11 protein-coding genes are annotated in these 16,178 nt (G+C 66.4%); 7 read left to right on the plus strand and 4 right to left on the minus strand.

What is annotated here, in order from left to right; all coding sequences use genetic code 11:
• The first annotated feature begins 7 nt into the window (after window positions 1-7).
• The 5 genes from M9921_07265 (at window position 8) to M9921_07285 (ending at window position 6,857) form a co-directional block, all read left to right on the plus strand.
• Window positions 8-607, plus strand: coding sequence for a TetR family transcriptional regulator (locus M9921_07265; protein ID MCO5296639.1), 600 nt, complete (start codon window positions 8-10; stop codon window positions 605-607).
• A complete protein-coding gene (locus M9921_07270; GenBank protein MCO5296640.1) occupies window positions 604-2,052 on the plus strand; it encodes an HlyD family efflux transporter periplasmic adaptor subunit in 1,449 nt (482 codons plus the stop codon). The genes M9921_07265 and M9921_07270 overlap by 4 nt, the downstream gene beginning before the upstream one ends.
• Window positions 2,049-2,987, plus strand: coding sequence for an ABC transporter ATP-binding protein (locus M9921_07275; GenBank protein MCO5296641.1), 939 nt, complete (start codon window positions 2,049-2,051; stop codon window positions 2,985-2,987). The genes M9921_07270 and M9921_07275 overlap by 4 nt, the downstream gene beginning before the upstream one ends.
• Complete coding sequence (locus tag M9921_07280) at window positions 2,984-4,060, plus strand: ABC transporter permease (GenBank protein ID MCO5296642.1); 1,077 nt, start codon at window positions 2,984-2,986, stop codon at window positions 4,058-4,060. Before M9921_07275 ends, M9921_07280 begins: the two co-directional genes overlap by 4 nt.
• A 118-nt stretch (window positions 4,061-4,178) precedes the next feature.
• The gene (locus M9921_07285; protein MCO5296643.1) at window positions 4,179-6,857 is read left to right on the plus strand and encodes a hypothetical protein; all 2,679 of its coding nucleotides are present in this window, start codon (window positions 4,179-4,181) and stop codon (window positions 6,855-6,857) included.
• Between the two features lie 168 nt (window positions 6,858-7,025).
• Here the strand turns inward: M9921_07285 and pruA are convergent, their stop codons facing one another.
• Entirely contained in the window at window positions 7,026-8,654 is a 1,629-nt protein-coding gene (pruA, locus tag M9921_07290; GenBank protein ID MCO5296644.1) for an L-glutamate gamma-semialdehyde dehydrogenase, read from the minus strand.
• A gap of 169 nt (window positions 8,655-8,823) precedes the next feature.
• Between pruA and M9921_07295 the strand changes: the two genes are divergently transcribed.
• Entirely contained in the window at window positions 8,824-9,786 is a 963-nt protein-coding gene (locus M9921_07295; protein MCO5296645.1) for a hypothetical protein, read from the plus strand.
• A 7-nt stretch (window positions 9,787-9,793) separates the two neighbouring features.
• Window positions 9,794-10,222 (plus strand): hypothetical protein, encoded by a 429-nt coding sequence (locus M9921_07300; GenBank protein MCO5296646.1) that lies wholly within the window; start codon window positions 9,794-9,796, stop codon window positions 10,220-10,222.
• Here M9921_07300 and M9921_07305 read toward each other — a convergent pair.
• The 3 genes from M9921_07305 to M9921_07315 all read right to left on the minus strand — a co-directional run.
• Entirely contained in the window at window positions 10,192-12,360 is a 2,169-nt protein-coding gene (locus tag M9921_07305; GenBank protein MCO5296647.1) for an FdhF/YdeP family oxidoreductase, read from the minus strand. The two genes, M9921_07300 and M9921_07305, sit on opposite strands and share 31 nt — an antisense overlap.
• Before the next feature lie 204 nt (window positions 12,361-12,564).
• On the minus strand, window positions 12,565-14,289 hold the full coding sequence (locus tag M9921_07310) for a S8 family serine peptidase (GenBank protein ID MCO5296648.1): 1,725 nt from the start codon (window positions 14,287-14,289) through the stop codon (window positions 12,565-12,567).
• Window positions 14,290-14,647: 358 nt separating this feature from the next.
• Window positions 14,648-16,178, minus strand: a 1,531-nt coding sequence (locus tag M9921_07315) for a hypothetical protein (GenBank protein ID MCO5296649.1), incomplete at its 5' end; no start/stop codon positions are given.

The following is a 16,178-nucleotide window of genomic DNA, read 5'->3' on the forward strand; positions in this document are numbered from 1 at the left end:
TCTGACCGTGCGGTCAAGAAAAACGCGAGATCCGGAGGGCGCCCGCAACGCGATCCTCGACGCGGCGATGGCTCGCTTTGGCGAGTTCGGGTTCGAAGGCACCTCCTTGGAGGCCGTCGCGAGCGACTCGGGGCTGGCCAAGAGCCTCGTCCTGTATCACTTCCAGTCCAAGCGCGGCTTGTGGGACGCGGTGCTCGACAAGCGGGTCCGTCCCCTGATGGCGGTGGTCGACCGGTTCTTCGAGGAGGCGGAAGGCTTGGATCTGGAGGACATCGTGCGGGCGCGATTCGAGCTGATGCGCAAGAACCCCCAGCTTCAGCGTCTGCTGGCCTGGATGAGCTTGGACGCGGGCGAGATGGACCCGAACATTCGGGAGCGCGTTCGGCGCCTTCGCGCCAGGATGAGCCAGCCCGGATCCGGACTGCCGCCGGGTGTCGATCCGGCCATGTTCCTCATCGTCCTGCTGTCGGCGATGGACGGGTTCTTCCGGTTCCGCTCGGTGTACGCGGAGATCGGCGGCATGGAAGTGATGGGAGCGGCCGCCGAGAAACAGTTTCTGGAGACCCTGGCCTCAATGGCCTTCCCTTGTAAGGAGTCGAGTCGATGAAAGTCCGTAGGTTCATGCCTTTGTTCGTCATCTTGGTCCTGGTGGTCGCGGGCATCGCGGTCGATCGCGTTCGCGATGCCAAACGCAGCGAACTCTCGGGCATTTTCGAGGCGCAGCCCGCGAAGCTGTCCAGCCGGGTGGGCGGGCGCGTCGCGAAGATCTTGGTCCGCGAGGGTGACGCGGTGAAGAAGGGACAGGTCCTGGTGCGGTTGGAGGCGACGCCGACCGAGCAGGACGCGAACGCGGCACGCGCGTTGGCCGACCAAGCGCGGCTCAAGAGTCTCGAGGTCGAGATCGGGCCGCGGGCGGAGGAGATTGCCCGCCAGAGTGCCGTGGTCGCCGAATTGGAAGCAGGTCTCGCCGCCCTGCGAAAGGGCTCTCGGCCCGAGGAGATCGCTATCGGTCGCCAGCAGCTCGCGCAGGCCGAGGCGGCCCTGGCACTGGCCGTCGCGGGGCCTCGCCCGGAGGACCGAGCCGCCGCGGAGGCCATGGAGCGCCAGGCGAACGCTCGATACCGCGCCGCGCAACGCGGCCCGACCACCGAGGAGCGGCGCCAGGCCGAGGCGCGGCTCGCCTCCGCCCAAGCCGCGGCCGCCCAGGCTCGGCGAGATGCGGAACGTGCGCGGGCGTTGTTCGAGGACGGGGCGGTGCCCAAGGCCGCAGCCGAGGCGGCGGCGACCGCCGCGGCCACCGCCCGTGCGCGGGAGGCCGAAGCCGAACAGGTGCTGGCGGGTGTCCGACGAGGGACCCCGCCCGAGGAGCTCGAGGCGGCGCGCCAGGCCTACGAAGCCGCGCGTTCCCAGGCCGACGCGGTTCGGGCGGGGACGCGCAGGGAGGACATCGCGCGGCTGCGGGCGGCGCGCGATGCGGCGAGGCAGAGCCTGGATCTCTTGATTGAGGGGCCTCGGCGCGAGGACGTGCTGGCGGCCGAGGCGCGTTTGCGACAGGCGCAAGCCGTGCTTGACGAGCTCTTGAAGGGGGCGACGCCCGAGCAACGCGGCCAGGCGGCAGCCGGCGCGGCGGCCTCGGAGGCCCAGCTCGGCAAGGCCGAAGACCTTGTCGACGAAGGGGCGATCGTCGCCCCGGCCGACGGAATCGTGGAGAGTGTCCTCGTTGCAGACGGGGATCTGGTTCCTCCAGGCGGGCCCGTGATCCAGTTTGCGGATCCGTCGGACATCTGGCTTCGGGTGTGTCTACCCGAGTCTCAGTTGTCGAAGGTCCAAGTTGGCGATACGGCCGAGCTGAAGGTCGATGGTCTTTCCGATTTAGTTCCAGCCGTCGTCGAGCGAATCGCCACCCAGGGCGAGTTCACGCCGGCGAACCTGCAGACGCCGGAAGAGCGTGGGAAGCAGGTTTTTGCCGTGCGCCTCCGTCTGGCGCGGGTGGAATCGAAGATTCGGGCCGGAATGGCGGCGACCGTCAAGCGTGTCGGGGGATGGCAGTGAGCGCAATCGTCGCCGAGGATCTCACCAAGCGCTTCGGCTCCGTCACCGCGGTCGAATCGATGAGCCTCACGGTGGAGAAGGGCACGATCTTCGGCTTCTTGGGGCCGAACGGCAGCGGCAAGAGCACCTTCATCCGGATGCTCTGCGGCCTCTTGGCGCCCACCGACGGCACCGCGACCGTGAACGGGTACGACGTGGTGCGCGAGAGCGAGTCCGTGAAGCGTTCGATCGGCTATATGAGCCAGTCGTTTGCGCTGTACGGAGACCTGACCGTCGAGGAGAATCTCACGTTTTTCGGCGGCGTGTACGGGCTGCGCGGAGCGCACCTGAAGGAGCGCATGGAGACCGTCGTCGAGTTGGTGGGGATCCGACCGTACTTCGAGCGGCGGGCGGGCCAACTATCCGGTGGTTGGAAACAACGCCTCGCCCTGGCCGCCGCCTTGATCCACGAACCCGAGATCGTGTTCCTCGACGAGCCGACCGCGGGGATCGACCCGGTGGCGCGGCGGGACCTCTGGGACCTTTTGTTTCAACTTGCCGGGGAAGGCAAGACCCTGTTCGTCACGACGCACTACATGGATGAGGCCGAGCGGTGCAACGACATCGCGTACATCTATCTTTCGAAGCTGATGGTGCGGGGCACCCCTTCGGACCTCAAGGCGCTTCCGGAGGTGTCACCCGAGGGAACGCGCCGAATCGCCGTTCTGAGCGCGAGCCCGGCGCAGGCGCTCATGACTCTGAGGAAGCAGCCGTTCACGGTGGACGCGACGCTGGTCGAGGCCGAGGTCCACCTTCTGGTAGACGCCGCGACGCGGGATCGCGACGTGGTGGAAGCGATGCGCGATGCGGGCCTCCCCGAGCCGCCGATCCGCGAGATCGAGCCGTCCCTGGAGGATGTCTTCGTGACGCTGACGCGAAGGATGGCCAAGCCGTGAACGGGCTCTGGGCCGTCGCCCGCAAGGAGCTGGCGCATCTGATGCGCGACCGCGCGAGCCTCATCCTCGCGCTGGCGATTCCCATCTTCCAGGTGTGCATGTACGGCTACGCGATCGACTTCGACGTGCGGCACATCCCCACGGCGGTCGTGGACTTCGACCGAAGCCGCGAGAGCCGGGAGTACCTGGCCAAGCTACACGCGACCCAGTACTTGGATCTCAACTTCACGGTCCCCACGGCCGAAGAGGCGGCGCGGTTGGTGCGTGCCAACACGGCCCGCGTGGCGGTGATCATCCCACCGGATTTCAGCCGGACGCTGTTGGCGGGCGGCCACCCTCAGGTGGGCGTGTTGCTCGACGGCTCGGACAGCCAGGTTGCCACGCGGGCGCGAACGGCGTTCATTGCGGCGCCGGGGCCGCCGTCACCGGGCCAGGTGGATGCGCGCGTCGATGTGCTCTTCAACCCGAACATGAGCACCGCGGTGTTCATGATTCCGGGCCTGGTGGGGCTCATTCTCCAGATCGTGCTCAGCTCGCTCACGTCCAACAGCATCGTGCGGGAGCGCGACCAGGGCTCGCTCGAGCAGCTCATGGTCACTCCGGTCGGCAAATACGGCCTGATGTTGGGCAAGCTCGCGCCGTTCTTCGTGTTGGGGCTGTTGGAGATGAGCGGGATCATCTACCTTGGGGCGTTGCTGTTCGACGTCCACGTGGCGGGGAATATGATTCTGCTGTTCGTGCTTTCGCTCCCGTTCATCGTCGCGTCGCTGGCGATCGGGCTGCTGATCAGCACGATTGCGCGCACGCAGGCGCAGGCGTTGCAGATGTCGACTCTGATCTTCATGCCCTCGATCCTGATGTCCGGCTTCATCTTCCCGCGCGACACGATGCCCGGCTTGCTCCGGATCATCTCGAACGCCCTGCCGCTGACGCACCAGTTGGAGATCCTGCGGGGTGTGGAGGTGCGGGCCGCGGGCTACGGGGAGCTCTGGGGCAGTTTTGTGGCGACGTCGGTGATTGCGGTGGCTCTTCTCGTGGTGGCCACCTCCAAGTTCCAAAAGAGCGTCGGCTGATCTGGAGTGCGCCGATCCATGGGCGCAGAAAGGTTGCGCAGAAGGTGCCACGCCCGCTAGACGGGCGTGCCGAAACCCCCCAAAAGGGAATGCGTTCTCGTGCGGCGAACAGTTCCTCGTGAACACTCGCCTCCTCGCCGCTCTCCTTGCCTGCACCGGTGTCGCCGCTGTCCGGGCACAGTCTCTGCCCGCCAACGCCTACGCAGGCCTGGAGTGGCGCTGCATCGGTCCGTTCCGAGGCGGCCGCACCGTGGGCGCGACCGGTGTGCCAGGGCATCCCAGCACGTTCCTCGTGGGCGTGAACAACGGGGGCGTGTGGAAGACCGATGATTACGGACTCACATGGAATCCCATCTTCGACGACCAACCCACGGGCTCGATCGGCACTGTGGCGGTGGCGCCCTCCGACGCGAACCGGATCTACGTGGGAAGCGGGGAAGGGCTGCAGCGGCCGGACCTTTCGGTGGGCGACGGGGTGTACCGCTCCGACGACGGCGGCGAGACGTGGAAGCACATGGGCCTGCGCGACGGGCTTCAGATTCCGGCGATCGTGGTGAACCCCAAGGACAAGGACGAGTTGTTCGTCGGAGTGCTGGGTCACCCGTACGGCCCGAACACCGAGCGCGGAGTCTTTCGTTCGACGAACGGCGGGCAGTCGTGGTCCAAGGTGCTCTACATCGACGAGAACACCGGCGCCGCCACGTTGGCGATGCACCCCACCAACCCGAAAATCGTGTACGCGGACCTCTGGTCGGCGAGGCAGGGACCCTGGGAGAACGGAGCGTGGCAGGGGCCCGGGAGCGGGTTGTATGTGACCGCCGACAGCGGCGCCCACTGGCGCAAGCTCACGAAGGGGCTGCCGACGTTCGCCGAAGGTCTGGGTCGCATCGGCGTGGCCATCGCGCCCAGCAAGCCCTCGCGCATGTATGCGATGGTCGATGCGGCTCGCCTCGGCGGCGTCTACCGCTCGGACGATGCGGGCGAGAGTTGGCGGCGGGTGAGCGATCAGCAGCGGTTGTGGGGGCGCGGCGACGACTTCGCCGAGGTGAAGGTCGATCCCAAGAACCCGGATCGCATCTACGTTGCGAACACCTCGCTCTACCGGAGCGAGGACGCGGGCGAGACGTGGACGTGCATCAAGGGCTCGCCGGGCGGGGACGACTACCACACGGTTTGGATCGATCCGGATCGTCCCGAGGTGATCCTCACCGCCGCCGACCAGGGCGCGGCGATCTCCGTCAACGACGGCCGCACGTGGAGCAGTTGGTACAACCAGCCGACCGCGCAGTTCTACCACGTGGCGACGGACAACGCTTTCCCCTACCGCGTGTACGGGGGACAGCAGGAGAGCGGCTCGGCCGGCGTGTTGAGCCGCGGCCCGGACGGGCAGATCACGTTCCGGGATTGGCACCCTGTGGGAGCCGACGAGTACGCCTACGTCGCGCCCGATCCCCTCGATCCCAACCTCATCTACGGAGGGAAGGTCACCCGTTACGACCATCGCACAGGGCGCGCCGAGAACGTGGGTCCGAACTGGCGTGGGGAGGGGCACCGCGCGTTGCGAACGATGCCGCTGCTCTTCTCGCCGGTGGATCGCAAGACGCTGTACTTCGCCACCGAAGTCTTGTACAAGACCGACGATGCGGCGAAGACGTGGCAAGTGATCAGCCCCGATCTTTCGCGTCCGCAACCCGCAGTGCCGGCGAGCGTCGGCGTGTTCGCCACGCAGGATCTTGCGACGATGCGGCGAAGGGGCGTGATCTACGCGGTGGCGCCCTCGAACAAGACCGTGGACACGATCTGGGCGGGAACGGACGACGGGCTGATCCACCTCACGCGCGACGGCGGGAAGAGCTGGAAGGACGTCACGCCACCCGAACTCACGCCTTGGAGCAAGGTGTCGCAGCTTGATGCCGGCCACTTCGACGACGACACGGTGTACGCGGCCATCAATCGGATCCGGGTGGACGATCTGAAGCCCTGGATCTACCGCACGCACGATGGCGGCAAGACCTGGAAGCGCATCACCTCGGGCTTGCCGGACAACGAGCCGGTGAACACGGTGCGCGAAGATCCCGTCGCGCGGGGGCTGCTGTACTGCGGAACGGAGCGGGCGGTCTACTTCTCGCTCGACGACGGCGACCACTGGAACCTCCTGCGCCAGAACATGCCCGCGACGTCGATTCGGGACCTGGTGGTGAAGGACGCCGATCTCGTCGTGGGGACGCACGGTCGTTCGTTCTGGATCCTGGACGACGTTTCGCCTCTGCGACAGATGGCGGTTTCGACCCCCCCGGTGACGAACCAAGACCTCTACCTCTTTGCCCCGCAGCCGTCCTACCGGCTGGTGTGGAACCAGAACACCGACACGCCGCTGCCTCCGGAGGAGCCGGCGGGCAAGAACCCGCCCGACGGGGCCATTCTCTACTACTGGCTGCGCGGCCCGGTCGCGAGCCCCGTAACGATCGAGATCGTGGATGGCGACGGCAAGGTCGTCCGCAGGTACTCGAGCGACGACAAGCCTGTGCCGATCGACCCCGACGCGATCACGGTGATGACGCTCTGGGCGCGCCCGCCCGAGCGGGTGAGCGCGGAGCCGGGCTTGCACCGCCTGGTGTGGGACCAGTACTCCCAACCGCCCGGCGGCGGTCCCCGCCTCCCGATGACCGCAGTGAAAGGCGACACCCCCGTGGGCCCGCGCGGCGAGTGGATGCCCGCCGGAACCTACACGGTGCGGCTGAAGGCCGGAGGTGCCACCCGGGAGCAGAAACTGGAGCTCAAACCCGACCCAAGATAATCTGGGAGTGCCCGAGCTCGCGCGAGTCTGGGAGTGCGCGAGCAAGCTCGAATCTGGGAGTGCGCGCGCTTGCGCGCCGCCCTGAACCCGAGCGACTTGTCGCGAGTCTCGAGCCGCCGAGCAAGCTCGGCTGAGAAAAGGCGACGAGCAAGCTCGCGCACTCCCAGGCTATTCCGACAGGAACGGGTAGCGGTAGTCCACCGGCGGTTCGAAGGTCTCCTTGATCGTCCGGGCGCTCAGCCACCGGTAGAGGTTGAGCTGGGAGCCGGCCTTGTCGTTCGTGCCGCTGGCCCTTGCGCCTCCGAACGGCTGCTGGCCGACCACGGCCCCCGTCGGCTTGTCGTTGATGTAGAAGTTCCCGGCGGCGTGGCGAAGCATCCGCGTCGCCGTCTCGATCGCGCCCCGGTCGGTGGCGATCACCGCGCCGGTGAGCGCGTAGGGCGACGTGCCGTCGACGAGAGCGAGCGCCTCTTCCCACTTGTCCGCGTCGTACGTGTAGATCGTCAGCACCGGGCCGAAGATCTCCTCGCACATCGTCTTGACCTTGGGCTGTTTGGCCTCGATGACCGTGGGTTCGATGAAGTAGCCCTTCGACTTGTCATAGCCGCCTCCAATCAGGATCTCGCTGTCGGGGTCGTTCTTCGCGCTTTCGATGTACTTCGCAATCGAATCGAATGCCTTTTCGTCAATGACTGCATTGACAAAGTTGGAGAAATCCTCGACCGTGCCCATCTTGAAGGACCGAATCCCGGCCAGCAGCTTCTCTTTGATCTCGCCCGCAAGGTTGCTCGGCAGGTACGCCCGCGAAGCCGCCGAGCACTTCTGCCCCTGGAACTCGAACGCACCGCGCAGCAGGGCTGTCACCACCACGTCGGGATCCGCGCTCTTGTGGGCGATCACGAAGTCCTTGCCGCCCGTTTCACCCACAATTCGCGGGTAGGAGTTGTACTTTTCGATGTTCGCGCCGATCGTCCGCCACATCGTTTGGAAGACTCCCGTGGAGCCGGTGAAGTGGACGCCTGCGAAGGCGGGGTGGTTGAGGCACACGTCGCCGATCGTCGGACCGTCCACGAACACGAGATTGATGACACCGTCGGGGAGACCGGCCTCCTGCATCACCCGCATGAACATTTGGGCGCTGTAGATCGCCGAGTTCGCAGGTTTCCACACCACGACGTTGCCGCACATGGCGGCCGAGGTGGGCAGGTTCCCCGCGATCGCGGTGAAGTTGAAGGGGGTGACGGCGAGAACGAACCCCTCGAGGGCCCGATACTCCATGCGGTTGTGCACTCCGGGCGAGCTTGCGGGCTGCTGGCGGTAGATCTCGTCCAGGAAATGGACGTTGAACCGCAGGAAGTCGATGATCTCGCACGCCGAGTCGATTTCGGCTTGGAACGCGTTCTTGCTTTGGCCGAGCATCGTGGTGGCGTTCATGTACGGGCGGTACTTGCCCGCGATGAGGTCCGCGGCCTTGAGGAAGATCGCCGCGCGACTCTCCCAGTCCATCTCGGCCCATGCGGGAGCGGCGGCCAGGGCCGCGTCGATCGCCTGTTGCGCGTGCGACCGGTCGCCGGCGTGGTAGTGGCCGAGGGTGTGCGCGATCTCGTGCGGCGGGTGGAGGGCCTTGGTGTTGCCGCTCCGGACGGCTTGGCCGCCGATGGTCATCGGGATGTCCGCCTGCTGGCCCTTCAGCTCGGCGAGGACCTCCTTGAGCCGCGCCCGTTCGGGGGTTCCTGGCCCGTAGGAGAGCACGGGTTCGTTTCGCGGTGCGGGGTAAGCAAACGTTCCGATCTTCATCGGGGAGAGTTTACCGGGACCCTCTTGGGGTCGGGCTGGGGCCTCCGGCGTCTCCTCGTGCCGGGCCGCGGGGTAATCTGTTGGCAGGTTCGGTGAATTTCCGACGCCTGAAGCGTCTCTTGGATTGGGTCCGTCGAAGATGACCAACCCGAGACGACCCAAGAAATTTATGGCCACACCGATCGATTCCACCCGGCACGAGACTGCCGAACCCGTTGTTCCGAGCCAAGAAGCCGTGATCGAGGACCCGATGGGCCACGAGGGCGAGCACGCGAAAATGCCCTACGGCGTGTTCTTCCTCGCGACAGGCGCCCAGTTGGCTTTGGCGTTTGTGGTGTTCTACTTCGTCGCCCCCGACATGCTCCGTTCCGAACTTGCGAACCCTTGGATGATCGTGCTCTGCACGTTTCTGCTCGGGATTCCGCTGAGCCTGTTCGAATATCTGTACCACCGCTATCTGCTCCACTCGGCGGTGCTGCCGTTCATCGGATCGATGATGCGCGCGCACGTGACGCACCACGGCCTCACGAACGTGAAGGCGTCCGTCAAGGCCAAGGAGCCGGAGGCGCTGGCAGCCGTTCGCAGCGAGTACGCGATCGAAGAGAAGCACCAGGAGGAGTCGATGATGTTCCCCCTGTATTCGATCTCGATCTTCTACGGCGTGTTCCTGATCCTGCTTGGCCTGCCGTTCAAGCTGCTGTTCCCGAGCGCGCCGATCCTGGTTTCCACCATCGCGTGCGCGACGATCTGCTACTCGGCGTACGAGATCTGGCATGCGATCCTGCACCTTCCGTTCCACAAGGTGTGGATGCCCCTGATGCAGCGGCCCGCCACGGCCAAACTCACGCGGTACATCTACGGGTTCCACCTCATGCACCACTGGCGGCCGACCGCGAACCTCGCCGTGGTGGGGTTCTGGGGCGTGGCGCTTTGGGATCACCTGTTCCGCACGCACAAGCGGCCGGACCGGATGCCCCTGGACAAGCATTTTGTGAACTACTACGACGGAAGCCTTCCCAAGCCGCGCTGGCCGATCACGGTGCTGGACAAGTGGCAGGGCGGCATGATGCGCTGGTCCCGCAAGACGGAGGCCTTCTTCGCTAGGATCTTCCTTCGCCGCCACCGCGCATAACGTGGGAGTGCGCGCGCTCGCGCGCCGCCCTGAACCCGAGCGGCTTGCCGCGAGTTCCGAAGCGCCGGGCGAGCCCGGCGGAGCCAAGGCGACGAGCAAGCTCGCGCACTCCCAGACTGGCCGCCACCGTAACGTGGGAGTGCGCGCGCTTGCGCGCCGCCCTGAACCCGAGCGGCTTGCCGCGAGTTCCGAGGCGCCGGGCGAGCCCGGCGGATGCAAGGCGACGAGCAAGCTCGCGCACTCCCAGGCCGGCCGCCACCGTAACGTGGGAGTGCGCGCGCTTGCGCGCCGCCCTGAACCCGAGCGGCTTGCCGCGAGTTCCGAAGCGCCGGGCGAGCCCGGCGGATGCAAGGCGACGAGCAAGCTCGCGCACTCCCAGGCCGGCCGCCACCGTGCACTCCCAGGCTACGTGACCTCTACGACCACGGACTTGTAGGCGGGGGTCCTCGACACGGGGTCGGCGCGTCTGGGGACCAGGACGTTGGCCTCGGGGAAGTACATGGCGGCGCACCCGCGGGCGATGGGGAAGGGTCTCGCGACGGCGCGCAGGGTTCCCGCTTCGCTGCGCACCTCCACCGTCTGGTCGGGCTTGAGTCCCAGCCGCGCCAGGTCCTCGGGGTGGATGAGGATCACGTCCCGACGGTCCTGGCCGCGGTAGAGGTCCGTCTCCTCGTACACCACGGTGTTGAACTGGCCCTCCGTGCGGACGGTCATCAGCCTGAGTTGGCGTTCGCCCAGCGGCGTCGCCTCGGGAACAGGGAAGTCCGTGAACCGGGCCCGGCCCGACCCGGTCCGGAACGTGGGCTCGTGCAGAACGCGGCCGGGAATGTGGAACTCGCGTTTGGTCGTCCCGATGTCGGCGACCGGCTCGAACTCGGGCACGAGGCGGGCGATGAGGCGCCGGATCGCGTTGTGGTCGGCGAGTTCAGCCCAATCGAGCACCGCGGCCGCACCTGCGAACGCCCGCCGCCCCATCTCCGCCAGCACCTGCACCTCGCCTCGAGGACCTTCCAGCCGCGCGGGGCCCCCATCCGAGAGCCGCACGTAGTTGAACATCGACTCCTGCGTGGTGCTCTGCTCCTCCTCGTCGCGCGCCCGCACCGGGAGGATCACCGTGGTCTGACCACGGCCCCTCACGTGGCCCGTGTTGAGGGTCGTGCTGAGGTGGACCAGGGTGTCCACCCGTCCAAGCGCCTCGGAGGCGAACGACGCGTCGGGGTTCGCGCCAAACAGGTTGCCCCCGAGGCAGACGCCGACCTGCATCTCCCTCCGGCTCGCCGCCTCCATCGTCGCCAAGGTGTCGTAACCCTCGAAAGAGGGCACCGTCAACCCCAGTTCGCCGAGCCGCTCGGCGGCCTGGGCGCGGATCTGGGGCGTGACGCCGATCGAGCCCAGACCCTGCACGTTCGAGTGGCCGCGGATCGGCATCAATCCGGCTCCGGGCTTGCCGACCATCCCGCGCATCAGCGCAAGGTTGGCGATCCAGCGCACGTTCTCCACGCCGTGAAGGTGGTGGGTGATGCCCATGCTCCACGAGAACACCGTGCTCTTCGATGCCCCGTAGAGGTCCGCCACAGCGTCGATCTCGGTGCGGGAGACGCCGGAGTCCCGCTCCACGGCCTCCCAGGACGTGTCCTCCACCCGTTGTCGGAACGCCTCCCAGCCCTCGGTGTGGTTATCCACGAACGCCCGATCGACGGCGCCGCTTTCCAGCAGCCGTTTGGCGATTCCCAACAGCAGGGCGATGTCCCCCCCGATCGTGGGTTGCACGTAGAGCGACGCGATCTCCGAACCGAACAGAAGGCTTGTCGCGCTCGACGGGACGTTGAACCGCTCGAGCCCCACCTCGCGCAGCGGATTGACCACCACCACGTGGCCGCCGCGGCGGCGAAGGCGCATCAGCTCGCTCATGAGCCGGGGATGGTTCGACGCGGGATTGCCGCCGATCAGGAAGAGCAGATCGCAACGCTCGAGGTCTTCGAGCGCGACGGTGGAGGTGCCGGTGCCGATGGACGCCTTCAGCCCCGCGCCGCTCGCCTGGTGGCAGTAGTACGAGCAGTTGGAGACGTGATTCGTACCGAGCGCGCGCGCGAGAAGTTGGAGCAGAAACCCCGCCTCGTTGGACGAGCGGCCGCTGGAGTAGACGAACGTTCGCTCGGGGGGCGACGCCCGAAGCGCGTCGGCGCAGACGTCGAGCGCGTCGTCCCAAGAGACAGGGCGGAAGTGGGTGTCCCCCGGCCCGGCCACAATGGGGAAGGCCAGCCGTCCCGCAAGTTCGAGTTCGCGCGGCGAGAACGTGGCGAGCTGGTCGAGGCGGTACGTCTCGAAGAACCGCGGTTCGATGCGGCCCTGCATATCGGAGGCCATGGCCTGCAGCGACTTCTTGCACACCTCGGGGAAGCGCCCTGCCTCGTTCCGCATGCCGCCCGCCTGCCCGCCCATGCCGAACGCGCACGTCTTGCACGCGTTCTTGGTGCGCATCGCGCGCCAGAACCGGATGGGCCCGTTCTCACGCGCCTTCGACAAGGTGTAGGCAATCGCCCGCCACCCGCCCCCGTGTCGTGGTTGGCGCATGTTGCTAGTTTCACGCAAAGGACGCAAAGGGCGCTAGGGGTGTTTCACGCTGAGGCGCTGAAGGTTTCACGCAAAGAACGCGAAGATCGCTAAGGGAATCTCACACGGAGGCGCTGAGGCGGGGGGGGGGCTCGCGCAAAAAGATGGGCGGATCCGTTGTCCGGCTCCGCCCAAACCCCGCGACTTCGCGCGGGCCGTTTGCCCCTAGTTGTTGATCTGCGCCCAGCCGCTCCAGTTGGAGGTTCCCACTCCGTTGAACGCCCGCACGTGGTACCGGAAGGTCCCCGAGCCAGGCTGGTCGGTGGTGGACGTGACATCGGCACCGACGGTGCCGACGGTCGTGGTCTCGCGCCACCGGTTGCCGACCTTCCTCTCGCGCTCCACCACGAACCCGTCCTCGTTGTTCGAGTTGTCGGACCACGCGATGGTCACGGTGCCTCCGCTGCTGCCAAGGCTCGGGGTGCCCGGAGCGTTGGGTGGAGTCGGCGGACCCACGGGCGCGTTGCCGAGAGCCGTACCGGCGTCCACCACGCCTCCCGAGACGGTCTTGCCGGCCAGAGCCGCGATCGGCCTCGCCGTGTTCAAGATCCGATTTCGAACCTGCTGGTAGGTCCAGCCCGGGTTCTGGACGTAGAGCAGACCCGCCGTTCCCGCGACGAAGGGCGCGGCCTGGGAAGTTCCGCTGAGGAACTGCTGGGTCACGCCTTGGCTAAGGAGCCAGGTGCTCAGGATGTAGTCGCCGGGCGCGCCGACGTCCACCGTGGAGGCGCCGTAGTTCGACCAGCTTGGCATCTGGTCGTTCATGTCGGTCGCGGCCACGCTGATGATGTTGTCCAGGTCGAAGGACGCGGGGTAGTGGCGCTTCTTCCCCTTGTCGTTGTTGCTTCCTTCATTGCCCGCGGCGGCGACGAACAGGTGCCCGGCCGTCTGGGATGCTTGAATCACATCGTAGAGCGTCTGGATGATCGTCCCCGAACTGTAGCCATAGCTGTTGTTCGAGACCTTGACGCCCTTGTTCACCGCGTACTGGAGCGCGAGCGCCGCGTCGGACATCAGGCCGCTGCCGTTCGCGTCGAAGCAGCGCAGGGGCATGAGCTGGCACTGCCACATCATGCCCACGATGCCCTGCAACGGCTCGGTGCCACCCTCTTCCGCCCCGACAATGCCCGCGACGTGCGTGCCGTGGCCGTTGAGGTCCATGGGATCGTTGTCTCCTTCGGAGAAGTCCCAGCCCCGGATGTCGTCGACATAGCCGTTGTTGTCGTTGTCGAGGCCGTCCACGATCTCGCCCGGATTGCTCCAGATCTTGTCGTTGAGATTGTGGTGGGTGTACTGGATGCCCGTGTCGATGATCGCCACGACGAAGTCGGGGTCGCCGATCGTCATCCACCACGCTTCCGGCGCGTTCACATCCGCCCCGGCGGTGGCTTGGTAGCCGTTGAAGGCCTGCCCGTCGTTGTGGAAACCCCACGAAGTCGGATAGAAGCTCGGGTCGCTGGGGAACCTCTGTTCGCCGCTCTGGTCGACGTGCATCACCACGTCCAGCTCCGCGTACTCGACGCCCGGCGTTCGCTCGAGGTCGGCGACGACCGCCTCGGGTGAGCGTCCGTTCGTGGCGACCAGTTCCAAACCCGGAACGAGCTGGAACTTGCGCAGGGTGGTGGCCCCTGCTACGAACTTCGCCCATTCGTTGGCGGAGACTGCGGCTTCGTTCCGAAACTTGACGAGAACTGCATACGGGTTCCGCGTCAGCCCGGAGTCGGCTTTGAGGGCGGCCATCGCCTTTCGATGGACGGCCGTGAATCTGAATTGCGCGATCGCATCCTGAGTGTCAGGGGCCTGGGCACCCGCCAGCAGGCTCAGCCCCGCGAAGACGGCGACTCCGGCAAAGAGTCGGCCGAATGCGCGCGTTGTCACTTGGATCCTCATCATGTCCTCCTCGTTTGGTCAAAACGTTGAACCAAGGGTCCATGAGCGAAGGTGACCGATTTGTGACGGGGGCGCAAAGGCGCCGAAGGTTTCACGCAAAGAACGCAAAGATCGCTAGGGGAATCTCACGCGGAGGCGCTGAGGCGCGGGGGATTGGCACGCGAAGAACGCAAAGACGCAAAGATGGAGCGCGCCCTGCGAGGTTCGGCCGACGAAAACACCCTCAGCGCCTCAGCGCCTCTGCGTGAAACCCATAGCGCTCTTTGCGTTCTTTGCGTGAGATTTCCCCTCCGAGCCTCTGCGCCTCCGCGTGCAATTCCCCCATAGCGATCCTTGCGTTCTTTGCGTGAGATCCCCCTCAGCGCGCTCGCACCCCGGTGAGGTCGATGCCCCAGAGGCCGCGGCCGTGCGTGGCCAGGATCAAGAACCCGTCGCTGCGGATCGCGAGGTCGTGGGCGTAGACCGTGGGCAGGCCCTTCCCCAGCACGGTCCACCTGCGTCCGCCGTCCACCGTGACGTACACGCCCATGTCCGTGCCGACGTAAAGGATCTGCTTGTTGGTCGGGTCCTCCTTCACCACGTTCACCGAGCCGCCGGGGATGTTCCCCGCAATGGAGGTCCAGGTCTTGCCGTAGTCCGTGGACTTGAAGAGGTACGTGCCGAAGTCGTCGCTGCGTTTGCCGTTCACCCCGACGTACACGGTGCCCTCGTCGAACCGCGAGGCCTCGAGGGTGGCGATGTGGAGTCCCTCGGGCAGACCGGCGTTCGCCTTCGTCCACGTGGCGCCCTCGTCGCGCGTGACCTGCACGTTGCCGTCGTCGGTCCCCGCGTAGATCACGCCCTTCTTGAGCGGGGACTCGGCGATGGCGAAGACCGTCGAGTACGCGATGTTGCCCTGCTTCGCCTCGTCGAGGTTGGTGAGGTCGGGACTGATCTTCCGCCACGTCGCCCCCTGGTCGTCGCTCACGAACACGAACTGCGCGCCGAAAAGCACCCGGTTGGGATCGGCGGGCGAGACGATGATCGGGGAGACCCACTGCGCCCGCTTGCGGTCCGTTCCGAAGTCGGGCGAGAGGGATTTGTTGAGGGGCGGGTTTCCGTTGCGCGGGTTCTTCTGGCTGTAGTCGGCCAGGCTGGGTCCGCCGCCGTATCGGGTCACGTAGTACACAAGGTCGGGGTTGGTCGGATCCACGGCGTGCCGGCCCGACTCGTCGCCGGGGCCGGGCGCCCACGACTTGCCCTCGAGCGTGCGGTCCGGGTTCACCACAATCTCGCCACGCCAACCGCCGAAATCCTGACGGCTCGAGTACGCGTGGAACGTGCCTTCGGCTTGCGAGATCGAGACGTTGTAGAACTGCGCGATGGGCATGTTGTTCGCGTGCTCGTAGGAGTCCAGCCCGTCGTGGCTGACCATGAGCCCGCCGTCGTTCCCGACCAGCACGTTCTTCGAGTCCTTGGGGTTGATCCACTCCGCGTGGTAGTCGGAGTGGTTGCCCCGCACGTTCTTCCACGTCTTGCCGCCGTCCGTGGTGCGGGCGAACCGGAGCCCGAACACGTCCATGGTCAGCGGGTCGTTCGGATCGACGCGGATCTGGCCGAAGTACCAGGAGTATTCGGGGAATACGTTCTTGACCGCGGTCCCGCCCTCGACGGCCTTCCACGTTTCGCCCTTGTCCTCGCTGCGGAACACCTCCGCGCCGTCGCGGAAGATCACGGCCACTACCACGTTGGGCTGGCTGTCACATATGTCGAGGCCGATCCGCTCGCACTCGCCCTTGGCGAAATCGGGAAGTCCCTCGGTGAGCGGCTTCCACGTTTTGCCGCCGTCGGTGGTCTTGTAGATGCCGCTCTCGGGACTGGCCACCGGGTCGTTCCACCGCGTTCGCAGA

The organism is Fimbriimonadaceae bacterium (assembly GCA_023957775.1).
Lineage (GTDB): Bacteria > Armatimonadota > Fimbriimonadia > Fimbriimonadales > Fimbriimonadaceae > JAMLGR01.

Bases quoted from the DNA above. Each gene is read 5' to 3' on its own strand.
- M9921_07270 (MCO5296640.1), top strand. From the start codon at position 604: ATGAAAGTCCGTAGGTTCATGCCTTTGTTCGTCATCTTGGTCCTGGTG.
- pruA (MCO5296644.1), bottom strand. From the start codon at position 8,654: ATGAAGATCGGAACGTTTGCTTACCCCGCACCGCGAAACGAACCCGTG.
- M9921_07295 (MCO5296645.1), top strand. From the start codon at position 8,824: ATGGCCACACCGATCGATTCCACCCGGCACGAGACTGCCGAACCCGTT.
- M9921_07305 (MCO5296647.1), bottom strand. From the start codon at position 12,360: ATGCGCCAACCACGACACGGGGGCGGGTGGCGGGCGATTGCCTACACC.
- M9921_07310 (MCO5296648.1), bottom strand. From the start codon at position 14,289: ATGAGGATCCAAGTGACAACGCGCGCATTCGGCCGACTCTTTGCCGGA.